The 15,822-nt window shown below is 64.1% G+C and carries 16 protein-coding genes; 4 read left to right on the forward strand and 12 right to left on the reverse strand.

The window, feature by feature from the left end:
• The first annotated feature begins 13 nt into the window (after window positions 1-13).
• The gene (locus tag LPJ38_RS31690) at window positions 14-715 is read left to right on the forward strand and encodes a fumarylacetoacetate hydrolase family protein (RefSeq protein WP_145628906.1); all 702 of its coding nucleotides are present in this window, start codon (window positions 14-16) and stop codon (window positions 713-715) included.
• A gap of 66 nt (window positions 716-781) precedes the next feature.
• Here LPJ38_RS31690 and LPJ38_RS31695 read toward each other — a convergent pair whose 3' ends face one another.
• From LPJ38_RS31695 to LPJ38_RS31710, 4 genes are all read right to left on the reverse strand, one after another.
• Window positions 782-1,240, reverse strand: coding sequence for a YybH family protein (locus LPJ38_RS31695; RefSeq protein WP_145629397.1), 459 nt, complete (start codon window positions 1,238-1,240; stop codon window positions 782-784).
• 11 nt (window positions 1,241-1,251) lie between these two features.
• Window positions 1,252-2,181: an aspartyl/asparaginyl beta-hydroxylase domain-containing protein gene (locus LPJ38_RS31700; protein WP_145628908.1), complete on the reverse strand. Its 930-nt coding sequence runs from the start codon at window positions 2,179-2,181 to the stop codon at window positions 1,252-1,254.
• 131 nt (window positions 2,182-2,312) lie between these two features.
• The gene (locus tag LPJ38_RS31705) at window positions 2,313-2,468 is read right to left on the reverse strand and encodes a hypothetical protein (protein ID WP_167520253.1); all 156 of its coding nucleotides are present in this window, start codon (window positions 2,466-2,468) and stop codon (window positions 2,313-2,315) included.
• Window positions 2,469-2,611: 143 nt separating this feature from the next.
• Window positions 2,612-3,532 carry a LysR family transcriptional regulator gene (locus LPJ38_RS31710; RefSeq protein WP_145628910.1) on the reverse strand — a complete coding sequence of 307 codons (921 nt, stop codon included), beginning with the start codon at window positions 3,530-3,532 and terminating at the stop codon, window positions 2,612-2,614.
• Window positions 3,533-3,742: 210 nt separating this feature from the next.
• Between LPJ38_RS31710 and LPJ38_RS31715 the strand changes: the two genes are divergently transcribed.
• The 3 genes from LPJ38_RS31715 to LPJ38_RS31725 are packed head-to-tail and all read left to right on the forward strand — an operon-like array spanning window position 3,743 to window position 5,959.
• Window positions 3,743-4,453, forward strand: a complete 711-nt coding sequence (locus LPJ38_RS31715) for an SDR family NAD(P)-dependent oxidoreductase (protein WP_145628912.1) — start codon at window positions 3,743-3,745, stop codon at window positions 4,451-4,453.
• Between the two features lie 13 nt (window positions 4,454-4,466).
• Window positions 4,467-4,703: a tautomerase family protein gene (locus tag LPJ38_RS31720; protein WP_167520254.1), complete on the forward strand. Its 237-nt coding sequence runs from the start codon at window positions 4,467-4,469 to the stop codon at window positions 4,701-4,703.
• Between the two features lie 32 nt (window positions 4,704-4,735).
• Complete coding sequence (locus LPJ38_RS31725) at window positions 4,736-5,959, forward strand: YbfB/YjiJ family MFS transporter (RefSeq protein ID WP_231088459.1); 1,224 nt, start codon at window positions 4,736-4,738, stop codon at window positions 5,957-5,959.
• Window positions 5,960-5,977: 18 nt separating this feature from the next.
• Here the strand turns inward: LPJ38_RS31725 and LPJ38_RS31730 are convergent, their stop codons facing one another.
• From LPJ38_RS31730 to LPJ38_RS31765, 8 genes are all read right to left on the reverse strand, one after another.
• A complete protein-coding gene (locus LPJ38_RS31730) occupies window positions 5,978-7,438 on the reverse strand; it encodes a flavin-containing monooxygenase (RefSeq protein WP_145628918.1) in 1,461 nt (486 codons plus the stop codon).
• Between the two features lie 160 nt (window positions 7,439-7,598).
• On the reverse strand, window positions 7,599-9,020 hold the full coding sequence (gene ahcY, locus LPJ38_RS31735) for an adenosylhomocysteinase (RefSeq protein ID WP_145628920.1): 1,422 nt from the start codon (window positions 9,018-9,020) through the stop codon (window positions 7,599-7,601).
• A gap of 123 nt (window positions 9,021-9,143) precedes the next feature.
• Window positions 9,144-10,340 (reverse strand): methionine adenosyltransferase, encoded by a 1,197-nt coding sequence (gene metK, locus LPJ38_RS31740; RefSeq protein WP_145628922.1) that lies wholly within the window; start codon window positions 10,338-10,340, stop codon window positions 9,144-9,146.
• A 60-nt stretch (window positions 10,341-10,400) separates the two neighbouring features.
• Window positions 10,401-11,756, reverse strand: a complete 1,356-nt coding sequence (locus tag LPJ38_RS31745; RefSeq protein WP_060736597.1) for a hypothetical protein — start codon at window positions 11,754-11,756, stop codon at window positions 10,401-10,403.
• 431 nt (window positions 11,757-12,187) lie between these two features.
• A complete protein-coding gene (locus LPJ38_RS31750; RefSeq protein ID WP_145628924.1) occupies window positions 12,188-13,306 on the reverse strand; it encodes a cobalamin-independent methionine synthase II family protein in 1,119 nt (372 codons plus the stop codon).
• 24 nt (window positions 13,307-13,330) lie between these two features.
• On the reverse strand, window positions 13,331-14,047 hold the full coding sequence (locus LPJ38_RS31755; RefSeq protein ID WP_145628926.1) for an ABC transporter ATP-binding protein: 717 nt from the start codon (window positions 14,045-14,047) through the stop codon (window positions 13,331-13,333).
• Window positions 14,040-14,795, reverse strand: coding sequence for an ABC transporter ATP-binding protein (locus LPJ38_RS31760; RefSeq protein ID WP_145628928.1), 756 nt, complete (start codon window positions 14,793-14,795; stop codon window positions 14,040-14,042). Before LPJ38_RS31760 ends, LPJ38_RS31755 begins: the two co-directional genes overlap by 8 nt.
• Window positions 14,792-15,820: a branched-chain amino acid ABC transporter permease gene (locus LPJ38_RS31765; RefSeq protein WP_145628931.1), complete on the reverse strand. Its 1,029-nt coding sequence runs from the start codon at window positions 15,818-15,820 to the stop codon at window positions 14,792-14,794. The genes LPJ38_RS31760 and LPJ38_RS31765 overlap by 4 nt, the downstream gene beginning before the upstream one ends.
• Window positions 15,821-15,822: the final 2 nt, after the last annotated feature.

A 15,822-nucleotide genomic window follows, 5' to 3' on the forward strand; every position in this document is an offset into this window, starting at 1 on the left:
CAGCGAGACCCGCATGAACGCCGCCTCCTACGTCATCCCGCTTCCGCCCCAGGCTTCGCTCCCCGTCGTCGGCGAGAGCGGTAGCTATCCCGTGCGCCGCATCTGGTGCGTCGGCCGCAATTATCTCGAGCACATTCGCGAGATGGGCAATGACGAGCGCGCCCCGCCGTTCTTCTTTGCCAAGCACGCCGACATGCTGGTGCCTGATGGCGCCACCATTCCCTATCCGCCATTGACCAAGGATCTGCATCACGAGGTCGAGCTGGTCGTCGCGATGAAGAGCGGCGGCCTCAACATCCCCGCCGACAAGGCGCTCGACCACGTCTACGGCTACGCTGTCGGCATCGATCTCACCCGCCGCGACCTCCAGATCGCCTCGCGCAAGAAGGAGCGTCCGTGGGAGATCGGCAAGTCGTTCGACGGCTCCGCCCCCTGCTCCGCCATTGTGCCGGCCGCGAAGATCGGCCATCCCGCCAAGGGCAAGATCTGGCTCACGGTCAACGGCAAGGAAGCGCAGAAGGGCGACCTCACCGAATTGATCTGGAACGTGCCCGAGATCATCTGGCAGCTCTCGCAGCAGGTGAAGCTCGCCGCCGGCGACATCATCATGACGGGTACGCCCGCCGGCGTGTCGCAGCTCCAGCCTGGCGACAAGCTCGAATGCGGCGTCGATGGCGTCGGCACGCTGAAGGTGAGCATCGGCCAGCCCGAATAAACGGTCCGACGATTTCAAACCGAAAGGCCCCGGACCTGTCCGGGGCCTTTTCTATTCCGATCGCATCTACCAGGCCTTCACCGGCCGATTGGCATGACTTACCTGCGGCACACCGCGATTGAGCGACATGTGGGAGTGCACGCACAGCCAGCCGTCGGCGTTTCGCGAAAAGACCATCGTCGCCCGGCCGGGACGAGGAAACGGGCTGCCGTCTGGATGGTAGCCCGTGCTCGTCCACGGCGCGATCACGGTCGCCATCGCGCCGTCGGGAGATGCCAGCACGGACGCCTGATCAAGCACGAAACGAAAATCGCTCGTCCTCGGCCAAACGTTATCCCATTGCGTCGCGACCCATCGATCGAGACCGGAGATAACGTCGTTGTGCGTGCCGAAGGCCAGCACGTCTGGATGGAAGAGCGGCCGCGCCGAGGCATAGTCAACCTCGCGGACATAGCCCGCGAAGGTTTCCAGCCATTGACGGAAAAATTGCACGATCTCCGTATTCGCGACCGGCAACGGACTCATCACGGCCCTAGTCACCGCACTGCCGACCACACGATCAGGCCGAGGATCAGCGCCGTCAGCGAGTACTTCAGCGTGTAGTAAACGTTGCGATTCCACGCCTTCACCTTGCGGCTGGCGAGATGGATCTCGTAGAGCTTGCCGAACACCTTGTTGAGTACGCCGACGCTCTCGCCGTCGACGTTCTGGGTTGCTGACGCCTTGACGATGTGATGGCTGACCCAGCGGTTGATCGCGGTCATGAAGCCGAACTTCATCGGGCGCTCGACGTCGCAAAACAGGATGATGCGGTTGACGTCGGTCGCATTCTCAGCGCTGTGAATGAAGGTCTCGTCAAACATGAAGGCCTCGCCATCGCGCCAGACGCATTCGACGCCGTCGACGAGGATCCGGCACTTGTTCGAGTTCGGTGTGACCAAGCCGAGGTGATAGCGCAGCGAGCCCGCGAAGGGATCGCGATGAGCCCCCAGCTTGCCGCCCGGCGGCAGCATCGCGAACATCGCGCCGTGCACCGACGGAATCGAATTGAGCAGTTCCACCGTCTTGGGGCACAGCGTGCGCGCCGAGGGCAGGAAGTCGTCGTACCATTTCAGATAAAACCGCTTCCAGCCGCTCTTGAAGAACGAGTAGAAGCCCCAGTCGTTGTTCTTGGCGGCGGCGCGAATGAAGCCTTCGTCGAACAGGCGCACCGCTTCGTCGCGGATGGTCTCCCAATTCTCGCTGAGCGGCTTGAGCTCCGGAAACTGCTCGACCGGGATCACTGGCTTGTTGGGCACCGCCGAGCCCGCATACATCAGTACGTTGTAAGGTGCGAGATAGGTGGAATGGTCGCCGAGCTGGCGCGCGAAGCGCAGGCGCTGCTTGCCGCGGAAGTGAACGTAAATCGTCGAGGCCGCCAGCACATAAAGAATGACGAGCTGCGGCGCAAAAAGCTGTTTCAACATCTCCCCGTTCCCAGTGATCCAGCCGGGGTGCGTGTAGCCCGACCGGGCCCAAGCGGCAAGATATTCACCGCGGGGTTGCAATCACACCGGAGAGAGCGCTGGCGCAGAACTTGGGGCCGGAGCCGGCCCAATCACGCCCGCGACAGTGCCTGAAGGCCCTTGAAGGTCAGGCGCTTGGGATCGGTCACGCCGGCGAGATAGAGTCGGCGGATAAAAGCGATGACCGCGTCGCGGTCGCAATCGGTCATCGCGACGACGGCGTCGACTGCGATTCTCTGGGCTTCCATTGGGCTTACCTCGGCCTTGCGAGTACCCCGGCCGAGACAGGCTAGGACTGATCCGTAAATCCGGCGTTAACCGTGCGGGCAGCATGGCCGATTCACCGGGGTAACCGGATACGCAAAACAACGCATTGCGTGGCCGCCGGCTGCTACGCCCTAATGCTCCTGCTCAACTGCGCAAAGTGCTTCTTCAGCCGGGGCACGGCAAAGTCGGTGAAGGCTCGCACCTTTGGTACCGAGAGCCGGCCCTGCGGGCAGATCAGGTGCGCTGGCATTTCCGGATCGGCATCACGCGCCAGCACGATCTCGAGCTCGCCGCGCGCGACCTGCTCGGCCACCTGATAAGAGTACATCCGCGCCACGCCGCGCCCGGCGACCGCGGAAGCCACCGCCGCGTAGGTGCTGTTGACGATGAGCCGCGGGGTGAACTGGACCGTACGGGCAGCCGATGAACCAAGTAGCGGCGCAAAGGTCCAGGAATGGGGCAGATGGGCCATCGAGACGACCTGATGCTTGGCGAGATCGCCGGGCTCGGTAATGCGCGGATGCTGTTTCAGATAGCGCGGGGCTGCAACAACGACGCGGCTGATCTCGCCGACCCGCATTGCGATCATCGCCGAATCCGCAAGCGGTCCGATGCGAAGAGCAACGTCGACGCCCTCCTCGATCAAGTTGACCGCGCGATCGAACAGCAGCAGCTTGGCCGATACTGTCGGATAAGCGTCCAGGAACGCGTCGAGGATCGGTCGCAGCACCATCTCGCCCGACACCACGGGAGCAGTGATCGTGAGCAGGCCACGCGGAGCGGCCCGTGGTCCGGCCGCGATGTCGTCGGCCTCCTCCAGTTCGGTGAGCACGCGACGGCAGATCACGACATAACGCTCGCCCTCCTCGCTCAACTTGATCGAGCGCGTGGTCCTGTGCAGCAGCTCGGTGCCGACGCGCTGCTCCAGGAAGGCGATGGCGCGGCTCACGGCAGCCGGCGAGCGTCCGAGCTTACGGCCGGCAGCAGCAAGGCTGCCCTCGTCCACCGCGAGGACGAACACCTTCATCGCATCCAGACGATCCATGCGCTTCCCGCCTGCCCCTCAAGTTCCGCCTGCAGGCTAAGACTTCGCCGCTACCGCGACAACCGGCTGGGATGCCGAGCGGCCATTCTTTCGCCGCGCGAAAGAATGTCTAGCGGACAGCGCGTATTCGCAGCCGCGGGAGCCCGGGGTATCTCAGCGGGCAGGCCAGCGTTGCTGGCGCATTCTCAAAGCCAACAACAGGAGCCCATCATGGGTATCGAGCAGAAGGTCGCCATCGTCACCGGAGCCTCGCAGGGCATCGGCGCCGCTCTGGTCCAGGGTTTTCGCGATCGCAATTACCGCGTCGTCGCCACCGCGCGATCCATCAAGCCGTCGGGCAATGATGACGTCCTCGCCATTCCCGGCGACATCGCCGACCGAAGCACGGCGGAGCGCGTGGTCTCGCAGGCCGTCGACCGTTTTGGTCGCGTCGACACGCTGGTCAACAATGCCGGCATCTTCGTTGCCAAGCCGTTCACGCAGTACACGGCCGAAGACTACGCGGCCGTGATGGGCACCAACGTGGCCGGCTTCTTCCACATCACGCAACTTGCGATCGCCGAGATGGAGAAGCAGGGGTCCGGGCACATCGTCCAGATCACGACCACGCTGGTCGACCATGCAAACTCGAACGTACCTTCGGTACTGGCCTCTTTGAGCAAGGGTGGCCTCAACGCCGCGACCAGGTCGCTCGCGATCGAATATGCCAAACGCGGCATCCGCGTGAATGCGGTCTCGCCGGGGATCATCAAGTCGCCGATGCACCCAGTCGCGACGCATGCCCAGCTCAGCGCGCTGCACCCGGTCGGCCATATGGGCGAGATGTCCGACATCGTCGATGCCGTGCTCTATCTCGAGGGTGCCTCCTTCGTCACCGGCGAGATCCTGCACGTCGACGGCGGCCAGAGCGCCGGCCATTGAGAGGAGACCCGAGATGCCCATCGTCACCATTCAAGTGACCCGCGAAGGAACGACGCCGGGAGCGCCGTCGATCACAGCGGAGGAAAAGGCCGCGCTGATCAAGGGATCGAGCGAGCTCCTGCGCGACGTGCTCGGCAAACCGCTCGAATCAACCTTCGTCGTGATCGAGGAGATCGATACCGACAATTGGGGCTGGGGCGGCCTCCCCGTGCAGGAATTCCGGCACCGGCGCGCCGCCCGGACAGGATGATCCGCACGCCATCGTGCGTGCCGGAGGAAGACATGACCAAGACAAAGACGAAGATGGAGGCCCATCTCCATCCGCGGCCGGGATCAGAATCACAACAAACTTGGCGATATGCGATAGCAGGACTGTCCGCATCGCTGGTCGGGCTCGGCCTGGCCCGTTTCTCCTACACACCGCTGATCCCGGCACTAATCGCGGCGAAGTGGTTCAGCGCGTCCGATGTCGTCTATCTCGGCGCAGCCAATCTTGCCGGCTATCTCGCCGGCGCGCTCGCGGCACGAGCCCTCGCCACGCGCATCGGCGCGATCCGCGCACTGCGGGCGATGATGCTGCTCGCCACCCTCTCGTTCTTCGCCAGCGCAACCCCTCTGGCATTTGCCTGGTTCTTTACCTGGCGCTTCCTGTCCGGCTTTTCCGGTGGCGTCATCATGGTGCTCGCCGCATCCGTCATTTTGCCGCATATCTCGGCCGCGAGGCGCGGCATCGTCGGCGGCGTGATCTTTGCCGGCGTGGGCCTCGGGGTCGCCGCATCTGGCACGCTGGTGCCGCTGCTGCTACAGCAGGGCTTGCAGCAGACCTGGTATGGACTCGGGGCGCTTTCGGCCGGGCTCACGTTCGTAAGCTGGTGGAACTGGCCTGCGGAAACCGAGGCTGAAGCCGCGCCCGCGCATCAGGCAAAGCCTCATCACACCTCATCCGCCGCCCGCGCGCTCTTGGTTCAGTACGGCCTCAACGCGGTGGCCCTCGTGCCACACATGGTCTTCATCGTCGATTTCGTGGCGCGTGGCCTTGGTCAGGGCATTGCCGCGGGATCGCGCTATTGGGTGCTATACGGCATCGGCGCGATCGTCGGCCCGCTCGTCACCGGGCACCTCGGCGACCGTTCGGGCTTCGGGCCCGCCTTGCGCGCGGCGTTCCTGATCGAGGCGGCTGCCGTGTTGCTCCCGACCGTGAGCTCCGCGCCGCTATCGCTGATCGTGTCGAGCGTCGTGGTTGGCGGCTTCACGCCGGGGATCGTGCCGCTGGTGCTCGGGCGTATCCATGAGCTGGTCCCACATTCCGCCGAGCAGCAGCGCACGACGTGGAGCCACGCCACGACCAGCTTTGCGCTGCTTCAGGCGGCCGCAGCCTATGGCTTCTCCTGGATCTATGCGCAGACCGGCGGCGACTATCTCGTTCTGTTCGGCCTAGCCGGAGGCGCCATGGTGCTCGCGCTCGCGATCGACCTTGCGCTCGCGCTCGCGGCGCGCAGGTCTTAGAGGCAGGCAACGGCGCGATCAGGAATATCGCATCACGCCGTCGTCGATCCGACCGAACCGCAACGAAACGATGTCGAAGGCGTAGTTCTGATACAGACGCCACGGCCGTTTCGAGCCCTGCTTCGGCATTTTTGCGATCGAGCGCTGCACATAGCCCGAGGTGAAATCCAGCGACGGCTGCGCGGTGATATCAGGGTCGACGTTGTGCGGCATGCATTGACGGAAATTGTGCCGGTCCATGTAATTGATGAGCCGGCAGACATATTCGCAGGTGAGATCACATTTCAGCGTCCAGGACGCATTGGTGTAGCCGAAGGCGGAGGCCATGTTCGGCACGTCGGCATACATCATGCCCTTGTAGGTCAGCGTGCTCGCGAAATCGACGGCGCGGCCGTCGACGCTCACCTCGATACCGCCGACGACCTGGAGCACCAGCCCGGTGGCCGTGACGATGATGTCGGCCGCAAGCTCGCTGCCGTCCTTCAGGCGGATACCGTCGCGCGTGAACGTATCGATCTCGTTGGTGACGACAGCGGCGCGCTGCTCGCGAATCGCCTTGAACAAGTCGCCATCGGGCACGAGGCACAGCCGCTGGTCCCACGGATTGTAGCGCGGCGTGAAATGGGTCGCGACGTCGTAGTCGGGCCCGAGTGCCATCTGCACGCCCTTGAGGATCAAATCCTTGACCTTCGCTGGCCGGCGCCGGCTGAGCTGGAAGAAGAACATCCCCCACATCACGTTGCGCCAGCGGATCAGGTGATAAGCGAGTCGCGCCGGCAAATTGCGGCGCAGCTTGTTGGCGAGGGGATCCTGAGCGGGGCGCGACACCACATAGGTCGGCGAGCGCTGGAGCATGGTGACCTGCGCCGCTTTCTTGGCGAGCTCCGGCACCAGCGTCACCGCAGTCGCGCCCGAGCCGATCACGACGACGCGTTTGCCTGCATAGTCGACGTCCTCGGTCCATTTCTGCGGATGCACGATGCGGCCGGCGTAGTCTGCCGTGCCCTTGAACTCCGGGGTGTAGCCGGCCTCGTATTTGTAATAGCCCGAGCACATGAACAGAAAATTGCAGGTGAAGCGCACCGGTTCAGTTGCGCCCTCGCCCGACATGCGCTCGGCCTCGACAGTCCAGCGCGCCTCGCTCGTGGACCACGCCGCGCGTTTGACGCGATGGCGAAAACGGATGTGCCTGTCGATGCCGTTCTCGCTCGCGGTCTCGCGCACATAATTCAGGATCTGCGGCCCATCGGCGATCGCCTTCGGATCCGTCCACGGCTTGAAGGAATAGCCGAGCGTGAACATGTCGCTGTCGGAGCGGATCCCGGGATAGCGAAACAGGTCCCAGGTCCCGCCGGTGCAGTCGCGGCCCTCGAGAATGAGGTAGCGTTTGGTCGGGCACTTCGTCTGCAAATGATAGCCCGCGCCGATGCCGGATAGCCCGGCGCCGACGATGAGGACGTCGTAATGTTCTTGTTGCATGGTTTCCTCCGCCACCGAGGATTGTCCGCCCGTCGCTGCCGGTCGTCAATTGGCAATCAGCCCTGCAGCAACCGCAGAGCGAGTTGAATGCCATGCACCCAAACAACAAAGCCCCGGATCGCTCCGGGGCTTTGCATCGAGGCTAGATCCAACGAATTGATCAATAGCGATAGTGATCGCTCTTGTATGGGCCTTCCTGCTTCACGCCGATGTAGTCGGCCTGATCCTTGCGCAGCTCGGTGAGCTTGACGCCGATCTTGGCGAGGTGCAGGCGGGCGACCTTCTCGTCGAGGGTCTTGGGCAGCACGTAGACTTCTTTCTTGTACTTGCCGTCCTTGTTGTTGGCGAAGAGCTCGATCTGCGCCAGCGTCTGGTTGGTGAAGGACGCCGACATCACGAAGGACGGATGGCCCATCGCGTTGCCGAGGTTCACGAGCCGGCCTTCCGACAGCATGATGATGCGGTGCTTGTCGGGGAATTCGATCTCGTCGACCTGCGGCTTGATGTTGGTCCACTTCAGATTACGCAGAGCCGCGATCTGGATCTCGTTGTCGAAGTGGCCGATGTTGCAGACGATGGCGCGATCCTTCATCGCGCGCATGTGCTCGATGGTGATGATGTCCTTGTTGCCGGTCGCGGTGACGAAGATGTCGGCGCGGGGCGCGGCGTCTTCCATAGTCACGACCTCGTAGCCTTCCATCGCGGCCTGCAGCGCGCAGATCGGATCGACTTCGGAGACCATGACGCGGCAGCCGGCCTGGCGCAGCGAAGCGGCCGAGCCCTTGCCGACGTCGCCGAAGCCGGCGACCATCGCGACCTTGCCCGACAGCATCACGTCGGTGCCGCGGCGGATGCCGTCGACCAGCGATTCACGGCAGCCGTAGAGGTTGTCGAACTTCGACTTGGTGACGCTGTCGTTGACGTTGATCGCCGGCCACAGCAGCGTGCCGGCCTTCTGCATGTCGTAGAGACGATGCACGCCCGTGGTGGTTTCCTCGGAAACGCCCTTGATGCTCTTGGCGATCCCGGCGAAGTAGCCCTTCGGCTTTTCCTTGAGCTGCTTCTTCAGAAGCGCGAAGAAGACTTCCTCTTCCTCGGAGCCGGGCTTGTCGAGGAAGGCGGTGTCCCCGTTCTCGGCGCGCAGGCCGAGATGGACGTACATGGTGGCGTCGCCGCCGTCATCGAGGATCATGTTCGGGTGGCCGCCGCCGTGCCAGTCGAACAGTTTTGCGGTGTAGTCCCAATACTCGGTCAGCGTTTCGCCCTTGACGGCGAAGACGGGAATGCCGGCGGCGGCGATCGCGGCGGCGGCGTGATCCTGCGTCGAATAGATGTTGCAGGAGACCCAGCGGATGTCGGCGCCGAGCGCGGCCAGCGTCTCGATCAATACGCCAGTCTGGATCGTCATGTGCAGCGAGCCGGCAATGCGCGCGCCCTTCAGCGGCTGCTTCGGGCCGTACTCCTCGCGGGTGGCCATCAGGCCGGGCATCTCCGTCTCGGCCAGCGAGAGTTCCTTGCGGCCGAAATCGGCCAGCGAAATGTCCTTGACGATGTAATCGGTGAAGCCGGGCTTCGCGTTCATGGGAGGTTCCTGTTTGTTTGACTCGTCATTCCAGGGCGCTCGTGAAACGAGCGAACCCGGAATCCGGAGGTTCGGTATTCCGGGTTCGCCGCTGTCGCGGCGCCCCGGAATGACGCAAGAGAACTAGAGCGCGCGCTTGAGCGGCTCGACGAGATCGGTCTTCTCCCAGGAGAAGCCGCCCTCGTTGTCCGGCGTGCGGCCGAAATGGCCGTAGGCCGAGGTGCGCGCGTAGATCGGCCGGTTGAGGTCGAGATGGGTGCGGATGCCGCGCGGAGTGAGGTCCATCGCCTTGGCCGCGGCCTTCTCGAGCTGGTCCTCCGACACCTTACCGGTGCCGTGGGTGTCGATGTAGATCGACAGCGGACGCGCCACGCCGATGGCGTAAGCGAGCTGGAGCGTGCAGCGGTCGGCGAGGCCGGCGGCGACGATGTTCTTGGCGACGTAGCGCGCGGCGTAGGCCGCGGAGCGGTCGACCTTGGTCGGATCCTTGCCGGAGAACGCGCCGCCGCCATGCGGGGCCGCGCCGCCATAGGTGTCGACGATGATCTTGCGGCCGGTCAGGCCGGAATCGCCGTCGGGACCGCCGATGTAGAACTTGCCGGTCGGGTTGATGTGCCAGATCGTCTTCGGAGTGATCCAGTCCTTCGGCAGCGCCTCACGCACATAGGGCTCGACGATCTCGCGGATCTGCTTGGACGAGATGTCCTCGACCAGGTGCTGGTGCGAGACCACGATCTCACGCACGCCGACCGGCTTGCCGTTCTCGTACTGGACGGTGACCTGGCTCTTGGAGTCGGGGCCGAGGACCTTCTCCTTGCCGGAGTGACGGGCTTCGGAGATGAGGCGGAGGATCTTGTGGGCGTAGAAGATCGGCGCCGGCATCAGATCAGGCGTCTCGTTGGTGGCGTAGCCGAACATGATGCCCTGATCGCCCGCGCCCTCTTCCTTGACCTCGCCAGGCTGCAGCGCATCGACGCCCTGGGCGATGTCGGCCGACTGCGGATGCAGCAGGATCTCGATGTCGGCCTTCTGCCAGTGGAAGCCTTCCTGCTCGTAGCCGATGTCCTTGATCGCGGCGCGCACCACGCTTTCGATCTGCTCGTTGGTCACCGATTTCGGACCGCGGGTCTCGCCGGCGATCACCACCTTGTTGGTGGTCGCGAGCGTCTCGCAGGCCGCGCGGATCTCCCAGGGGTCGATGCCGGCCTTCGGCCCTTCGCGATAGAACAGGTCGACGATCTCGTCGGAGATCCGGTCACAGACCTTGTCCGGATGGCCTTCGGACACGGACTCGCTTGTGAAGAGATAGGACGCGCGCATCAGTAACCCCTTGTTCCGCCGCTAGCCGGCGGGCGTTTGCGATGTTTACTTTTGATGATGTCAATCACGCCGGCGCGAGATGACGTAGGATTCGTCGAGAAACCAGAGCCCATTGTATTTTCGCAGCACGTCCCTGGCGGCATCCAGAGTGCGGCCGTTTTGAGTCATTTCCGCCAATCGGTCGTCCTCAATCTGGGCGACATACACCGCCGCATTCCACGCTGCAAAGGCCGTCGAGGTTCCGATGGTGCCGGTGACCTCGTTGGGCAGCGCTTCCATATCATACCTGAAGATCGAACGGTTATCCGCATAAGCATTAAAATTTAAGTCGCGTCCCACCGATCCCAGTTCATACTTAACTGCACGCAGTAGCTCATGGCGGCTGACCGAGAAAGGATTTTCTCCCGGCCAGATCGCCTGGATCATTTCCATGCCCGGATCCTGACCATGGGAGTGGATTCCGATCAGCCTGCCGCCGGGCCGAAGCGCCCGCGCCAGCGGTGCAATGATCCGCTTGGCGCGGAAATTGACCGAGGAAAGGGCCCGGTAGGGCTGGGATGCGATGACGAGGTCGAAATTGGCCTCGGTCTGCCCCGGCCGCGGAATGGTCGAATCGAGCAGGAACCTGTGGTCCTCGCGATAGAGCACGAGCACGACGGGGCGCTCGTAGAGCGGCATGGCCGTGCGTGGGCTGATCGCGGCCCGCCAGTTCTGCTCCAGAAATGGCCTCAGCTCCGCGATCTGTTGCTCGAATTCGCCCGATGAGGCGCCGCGGAGCGGCACTTCGTGCCAGACGGTGGCGGCTGCCGCTGCAGGCGATGCCGGGGTGAGCCAGGGCGCCTCCGCGTAGAACATGTTGGTGAAGACGAATACCGACGCCGGGTGCTCGAAAATGCGGTCCGGCACCTTCTCCAGCGTCAGGCGCAAATCCTCGAGGCTGAGCTCCTTGCCCGCGACATAGAACGGCATGTGCGGGTAGCGCTGGTGCGTTGCGCGCAGCACTCGCGCCAGCACCGTGCCGTCGCCGACCCCCGCGTCGAACAGACGCAGCGCCGGCGGGCGCGGATGGATGGAGGAAAGCTCCAGCGCAACCCGGTCCGCGATCACCCGCTTTTCGCTGCAGGTGTGGACGAACAGCAGGTACTTCTGGCGGTTCTCGAAGAAGCGGAAATTGCCGCGCGGGTCGCGCTTCTCCGGCGGCACCTGAAGCCCCCGCGGCGGCGGCAGGCCGCCGGTCGTCGAGGCCGCAATATAGGCCTGGATCCGCTCCAGTGTGTCGACGGTGATGCGCTTTCCCTCGCGCAGACGATGCACCAGCTTCCCATCGTTCACCGCACGGCGGCCGAAGGTCGATTCCGCCATGTCCGCCTTGCGGCAGAACTCGGTGATCTGGCTCAGGATTTCGTCGTTTTTCATGAGTGGGAAGGCGGTGGGCAGAGGGATTGGGGCGTTCTTCCTAGCAAATTCTGCCCACTCTGGGAATAGCGGACCGACCCGGGTCCCCGCTGCCTTTTGCCGACGCGGCGCGCGGTCCGGAAGAGCTGACGTGGATGTGCCTTGGGGTGGTCTCGGCCAGGACAAGCAGGCGCTGCGGCCGAATTCATGCTGCCGGGCGAGGTCCATCTATCGGAGAGGTGACGGCGGGTTTGCGGGACGACGCAGCCCCGCATGTCGCTCCGCTCATGCGGGCTGCGCCACACACGCAGCTGTCATCGCCCGGCCCGGCCGGGCGCCCAGTATTCCAGAGAAGCGAGAAGGTACGGAGGAGCCGCGGCGTACTGGATTCCCCGCTTTCGCGGGGAATGACAGATGTGTGGTGAGGCCTCGCCTCTACCCACGCGACGAGCTCAGTCACCCCACACTTCCTTCGCGATCTCCACCGCGAGGCTGAGTTTGGCCCATTGCTCTTCCTCGGAGAGGATGTTGCCCTCTTCCGTCGAGGCAAAGCCGCATTGCGGGGAGAGCGCGAGCTGTTCCAGCGGTACGAACTTGGCGGCTTCCTCCAGACGGCGCTTGATGTCGTCCTTCTTCTCGAGCTCGCCGAACTTCGAGGTGATGACGCCGACCACGACGACCTTGTTGCCCTTGGGCAGGAAGCGCAGCGGCTCGAAACCACCGGCACGGTCGCTGTCGTATTCGAGGAAATAGCCGTCGTAATTGGTGCCGGCCAGCATGGTCTCGGCGACCGGCTCGTAGCCGCCCGAGGAGATCCAGGTCGAACGGAAATTGCCGCGGCAGACATGCGTGGTCACCACCATGTCGGCGGGCTTCTCGGCCAGCGCGTAGTTGATGATGCGGGCATAGATCTGCTGGAGACCGTCCGGATTGTCGCCGCGCTCGCGCGCCTTCTGCAGTTCGTCCTGCGAGCAGAGATAGGCCCAGACGGTGTCGTCGAACTGGAGATAGCGGCAGCCGGCGTCGTAGAACGCCTTCACGGCCTTGCGATAGGTCTTGCCGAGATCCTCGTAGAAGGCGTCGAGATCAGGATAGACGTCCCTGGAGATCGACTTGCGGCCGCCGCGGAAGTGCAGCACCGCGGGCGACGGGATCGTCATCTTGGCGGTGACGTGGGCCTGGTCGGCACACTTCTTCAGGAAGCGGAAGTGGTCGAGCATCGGGTGGTCGTCGGGGAAGTCGAGCTTGCCGATCACGCGCACCGCGTCGTGGCGGGTCTGCACGCCCGTGAACTGGATGCCGGTGTCGGGGTGGAACAGCTCGCAGCCGGTGAGCTTGGCCAGGAAATCGAAATGCCACCAGGAGCGGCGGAATTCGCCGTCGGTCGCGAGCTTGAGCCCGATCGAGGCCTGCTTATGCACGACCTTCTCGATTTCCATGTCCTCGATCTTGCGCAGATCGTCGGCGGAGATCTCGCCCTTCTCGAGACGGCTGCGGGCCTCCTTGATCTTCACGGGGCGCAGGAGGCTGCCGACCTCGTCGGCGCGGAAGGGGGCTTTGGTTCGCTGCATGTCTTACTCCCTGGACATTCTAGTCTAGTGGGCCACCGCCCCGGCAACGCCGAGATGGCGTTCCAGGACTGACGGGTCGGCCTTCAGCGCGGCGCTCGGGGCGTCGTGGACGATCGTTCCGCGCTCCAATATCACAACGCGATCGGCGAGCCCCAGAATCTTTTGGGCATTCTGCTCGACGATGATCGAGCAGATCCCGCCTCCCCGCGTGATGCTGCCGATCGCCTTCAAGAGCTCTTCGACGATGATGGGCGCAAGGCCCTCCATCGGTTCATCCAGCAGCAGCACTTTCGGATTGAGCGTCAGCGCGCGGCCGATCGCCAGCATCTGCTGTTCGCCGCCGGAAAGCTGGTTGCCGAAATTGCTCCGCCGCTCCTTCAGCCGCGGGAACATCTCGTAGACTTTCTCGACCGTCCAGGGACCGGGTTGCGCCACGGCAGTCATGTTCTCTTCCACCGTGAGGGAGCGGAAGATGTTGCGCTCCTGCGGCACCCAACCGATGCCGGCGCGCGCCCGCTGATCTGGCCGTAGCGCGGTGATATCGGTACCGGCGAGTGCGACCGAGCCGGAGAAGCGGCGGGTGACACCGACAATGGAATTGATCAGCGTGGTCTTGCCCGTGCCATTGCGGCCGAGCAACGCCAGCACCTGCCCCTCGGTGAGGCGCAAGGACATGTTGGGCAGAACCACCGCCTCGCCATAGCCGGCACGAAGTGAATCGATTGCGAGCAGGTCAGACATTGACCGCCTCCTCGCCGAGATAGACGGCCTTCACCTGCGGATCGCGCGCGACCTCTTCGGGCCGGCCCTCGGTGAGCAGCGCGCCCGAGACCAGCACCGAGATGCGGTCGGCAAAGGAGAAGACGAGGTCCATGTCGTGCTCGATCAAGAGCACGGTGACGTCGCGCGGCAGGCTGCCTACGACGGCGAGAATGTCATGGCGCTCGCTCTCGGGCACGCCGGCCGCAGGCTCGTCCAGCAGCAGCACGCGCGGCTTGGCCGCGATCGCGACCGCGATCTCGAGCAGGCGCTGCTTGCCGTAAGGCAGCGTCACGGTCTGTTCGTTCATGACGTCGAGCAGGTGGAAGCGGGCGAGCAAATCGGCGATCTCGCCGTTGACGTCGCCGCGCGTGCCCATCCGCCGCCACCAGTCGCCGCCATGGCCGAGGCGCTCGGACACGGCCAAGCCGATGGTCTCGAGCGGGGTCAGGTCGGGATAGAGCTGGTTGATCTGGAAGGTGCGCGACAGGCCACGCAGCACGCGCTTGTGCACGGGCAGATCGGTGATGTCATGGCCTTCGAGCAGGATGCGGCCCGAATTCGGCTTGAGCACGCCGGTGAGCTGGTTGATGACCGTGGTCTTGCCCGCGCCGTTCGGGCCGATCAGCGCGTGGCGGGCGCCCTGCTCGACCTTCAGGGACAGGTCGCGCGTGACGCGCAGCCCGCCGAACTGCTTTTCGAGATTTTGGGTTTCGAGCGCGATGGTCATGCCTCGCTCTCCGGCACGGCGACGACGGCCTTGCGCCCGGCAATTTGCTTGATGATCAGGTTGGGGACATAGAGCACCCAGCGGTGCAGGCGCTGACGGCCGATCAGCACGATCAGGACCAGCACGAGGCCGATCCAGAACTGCCAGTATTGCGGCGTGATGGTGGAGAACAATTCCTGAAGCATGCGGAACACCACCGCACCGACCAGTCCGCCATAGAGATAGCCGGTGCCGCCGATGACCAGCACCAGCATCAGGTCGGCAGAGCGTTCGAACGCGAACACGTCGAGCGAGGCGATCGCCGTGGTCTGGGTGAACAGCGCGCCGGCGATGCCGGCATAGAACGCCGCAAGCGTGTAGATCGCGATCAGGCGGCGGTTGACCGGAATGCCGATCGCGGCGGCGCGCAGCGGATTGTTCTTGATCGCGCGCAGCGACAGGCCGAACGGGGAATGCACGACGCGGCGGGCGAACAGGAAGAGCAGAAACAGTACCGCCAGCGAATAGAAGAAGCCGGCCTTGCCGAACATGTCGAACGGGATCTCGCCGAAGATCGGCTGCATCTCGATGCCCTGCAAACCATCTGTGCCGCCGGTGATGTTGGAGAAGCGTTCGGCGAGCGCTTCCAGCAGCAGCGCGATGCCGAGCGTCACCATCAGCCGGGTGAGATCGACGCCGCGGATCACCAGGAAGCTGGTGGCAAAGCCGAGCACCATCGCGGCAAGGCCGGCGACGATCAGCGCCAGCACGGGCTCCCTAATGATGCCATGCAAGGCAAGTAGGCCCGCAGCATAGGCGCCGACGCCGAAGAACGCGGCATGGCCGAGCGAGACGATGCCGGCATAACCGAGGATGAGATCGAGCGACATCGTGAACAGCGCCAGCCGCAGGATGTCGGTCATGATCAGATATCGGGAGGGAAACAGGAAACCGCACGCCAGCACGACCAGCCAGAAGGCGATTTCGCCCCAGTGCCAGCGGGCCTGGCGCTGGGCGTGATAACCGACGTCGGACGCAGCGCTCATCG

Origin of the sequence: Bradyrhizobium daqingense, assembly GCF_021044685.1 — a bacterium.
Lineage (GTDB): Bacteria > Pseudomonadota > Alphaproteobacteria > Rhizobiales > Xanthobacteraceae > Bradyrhizobium > Bradyrhizobium daqingense.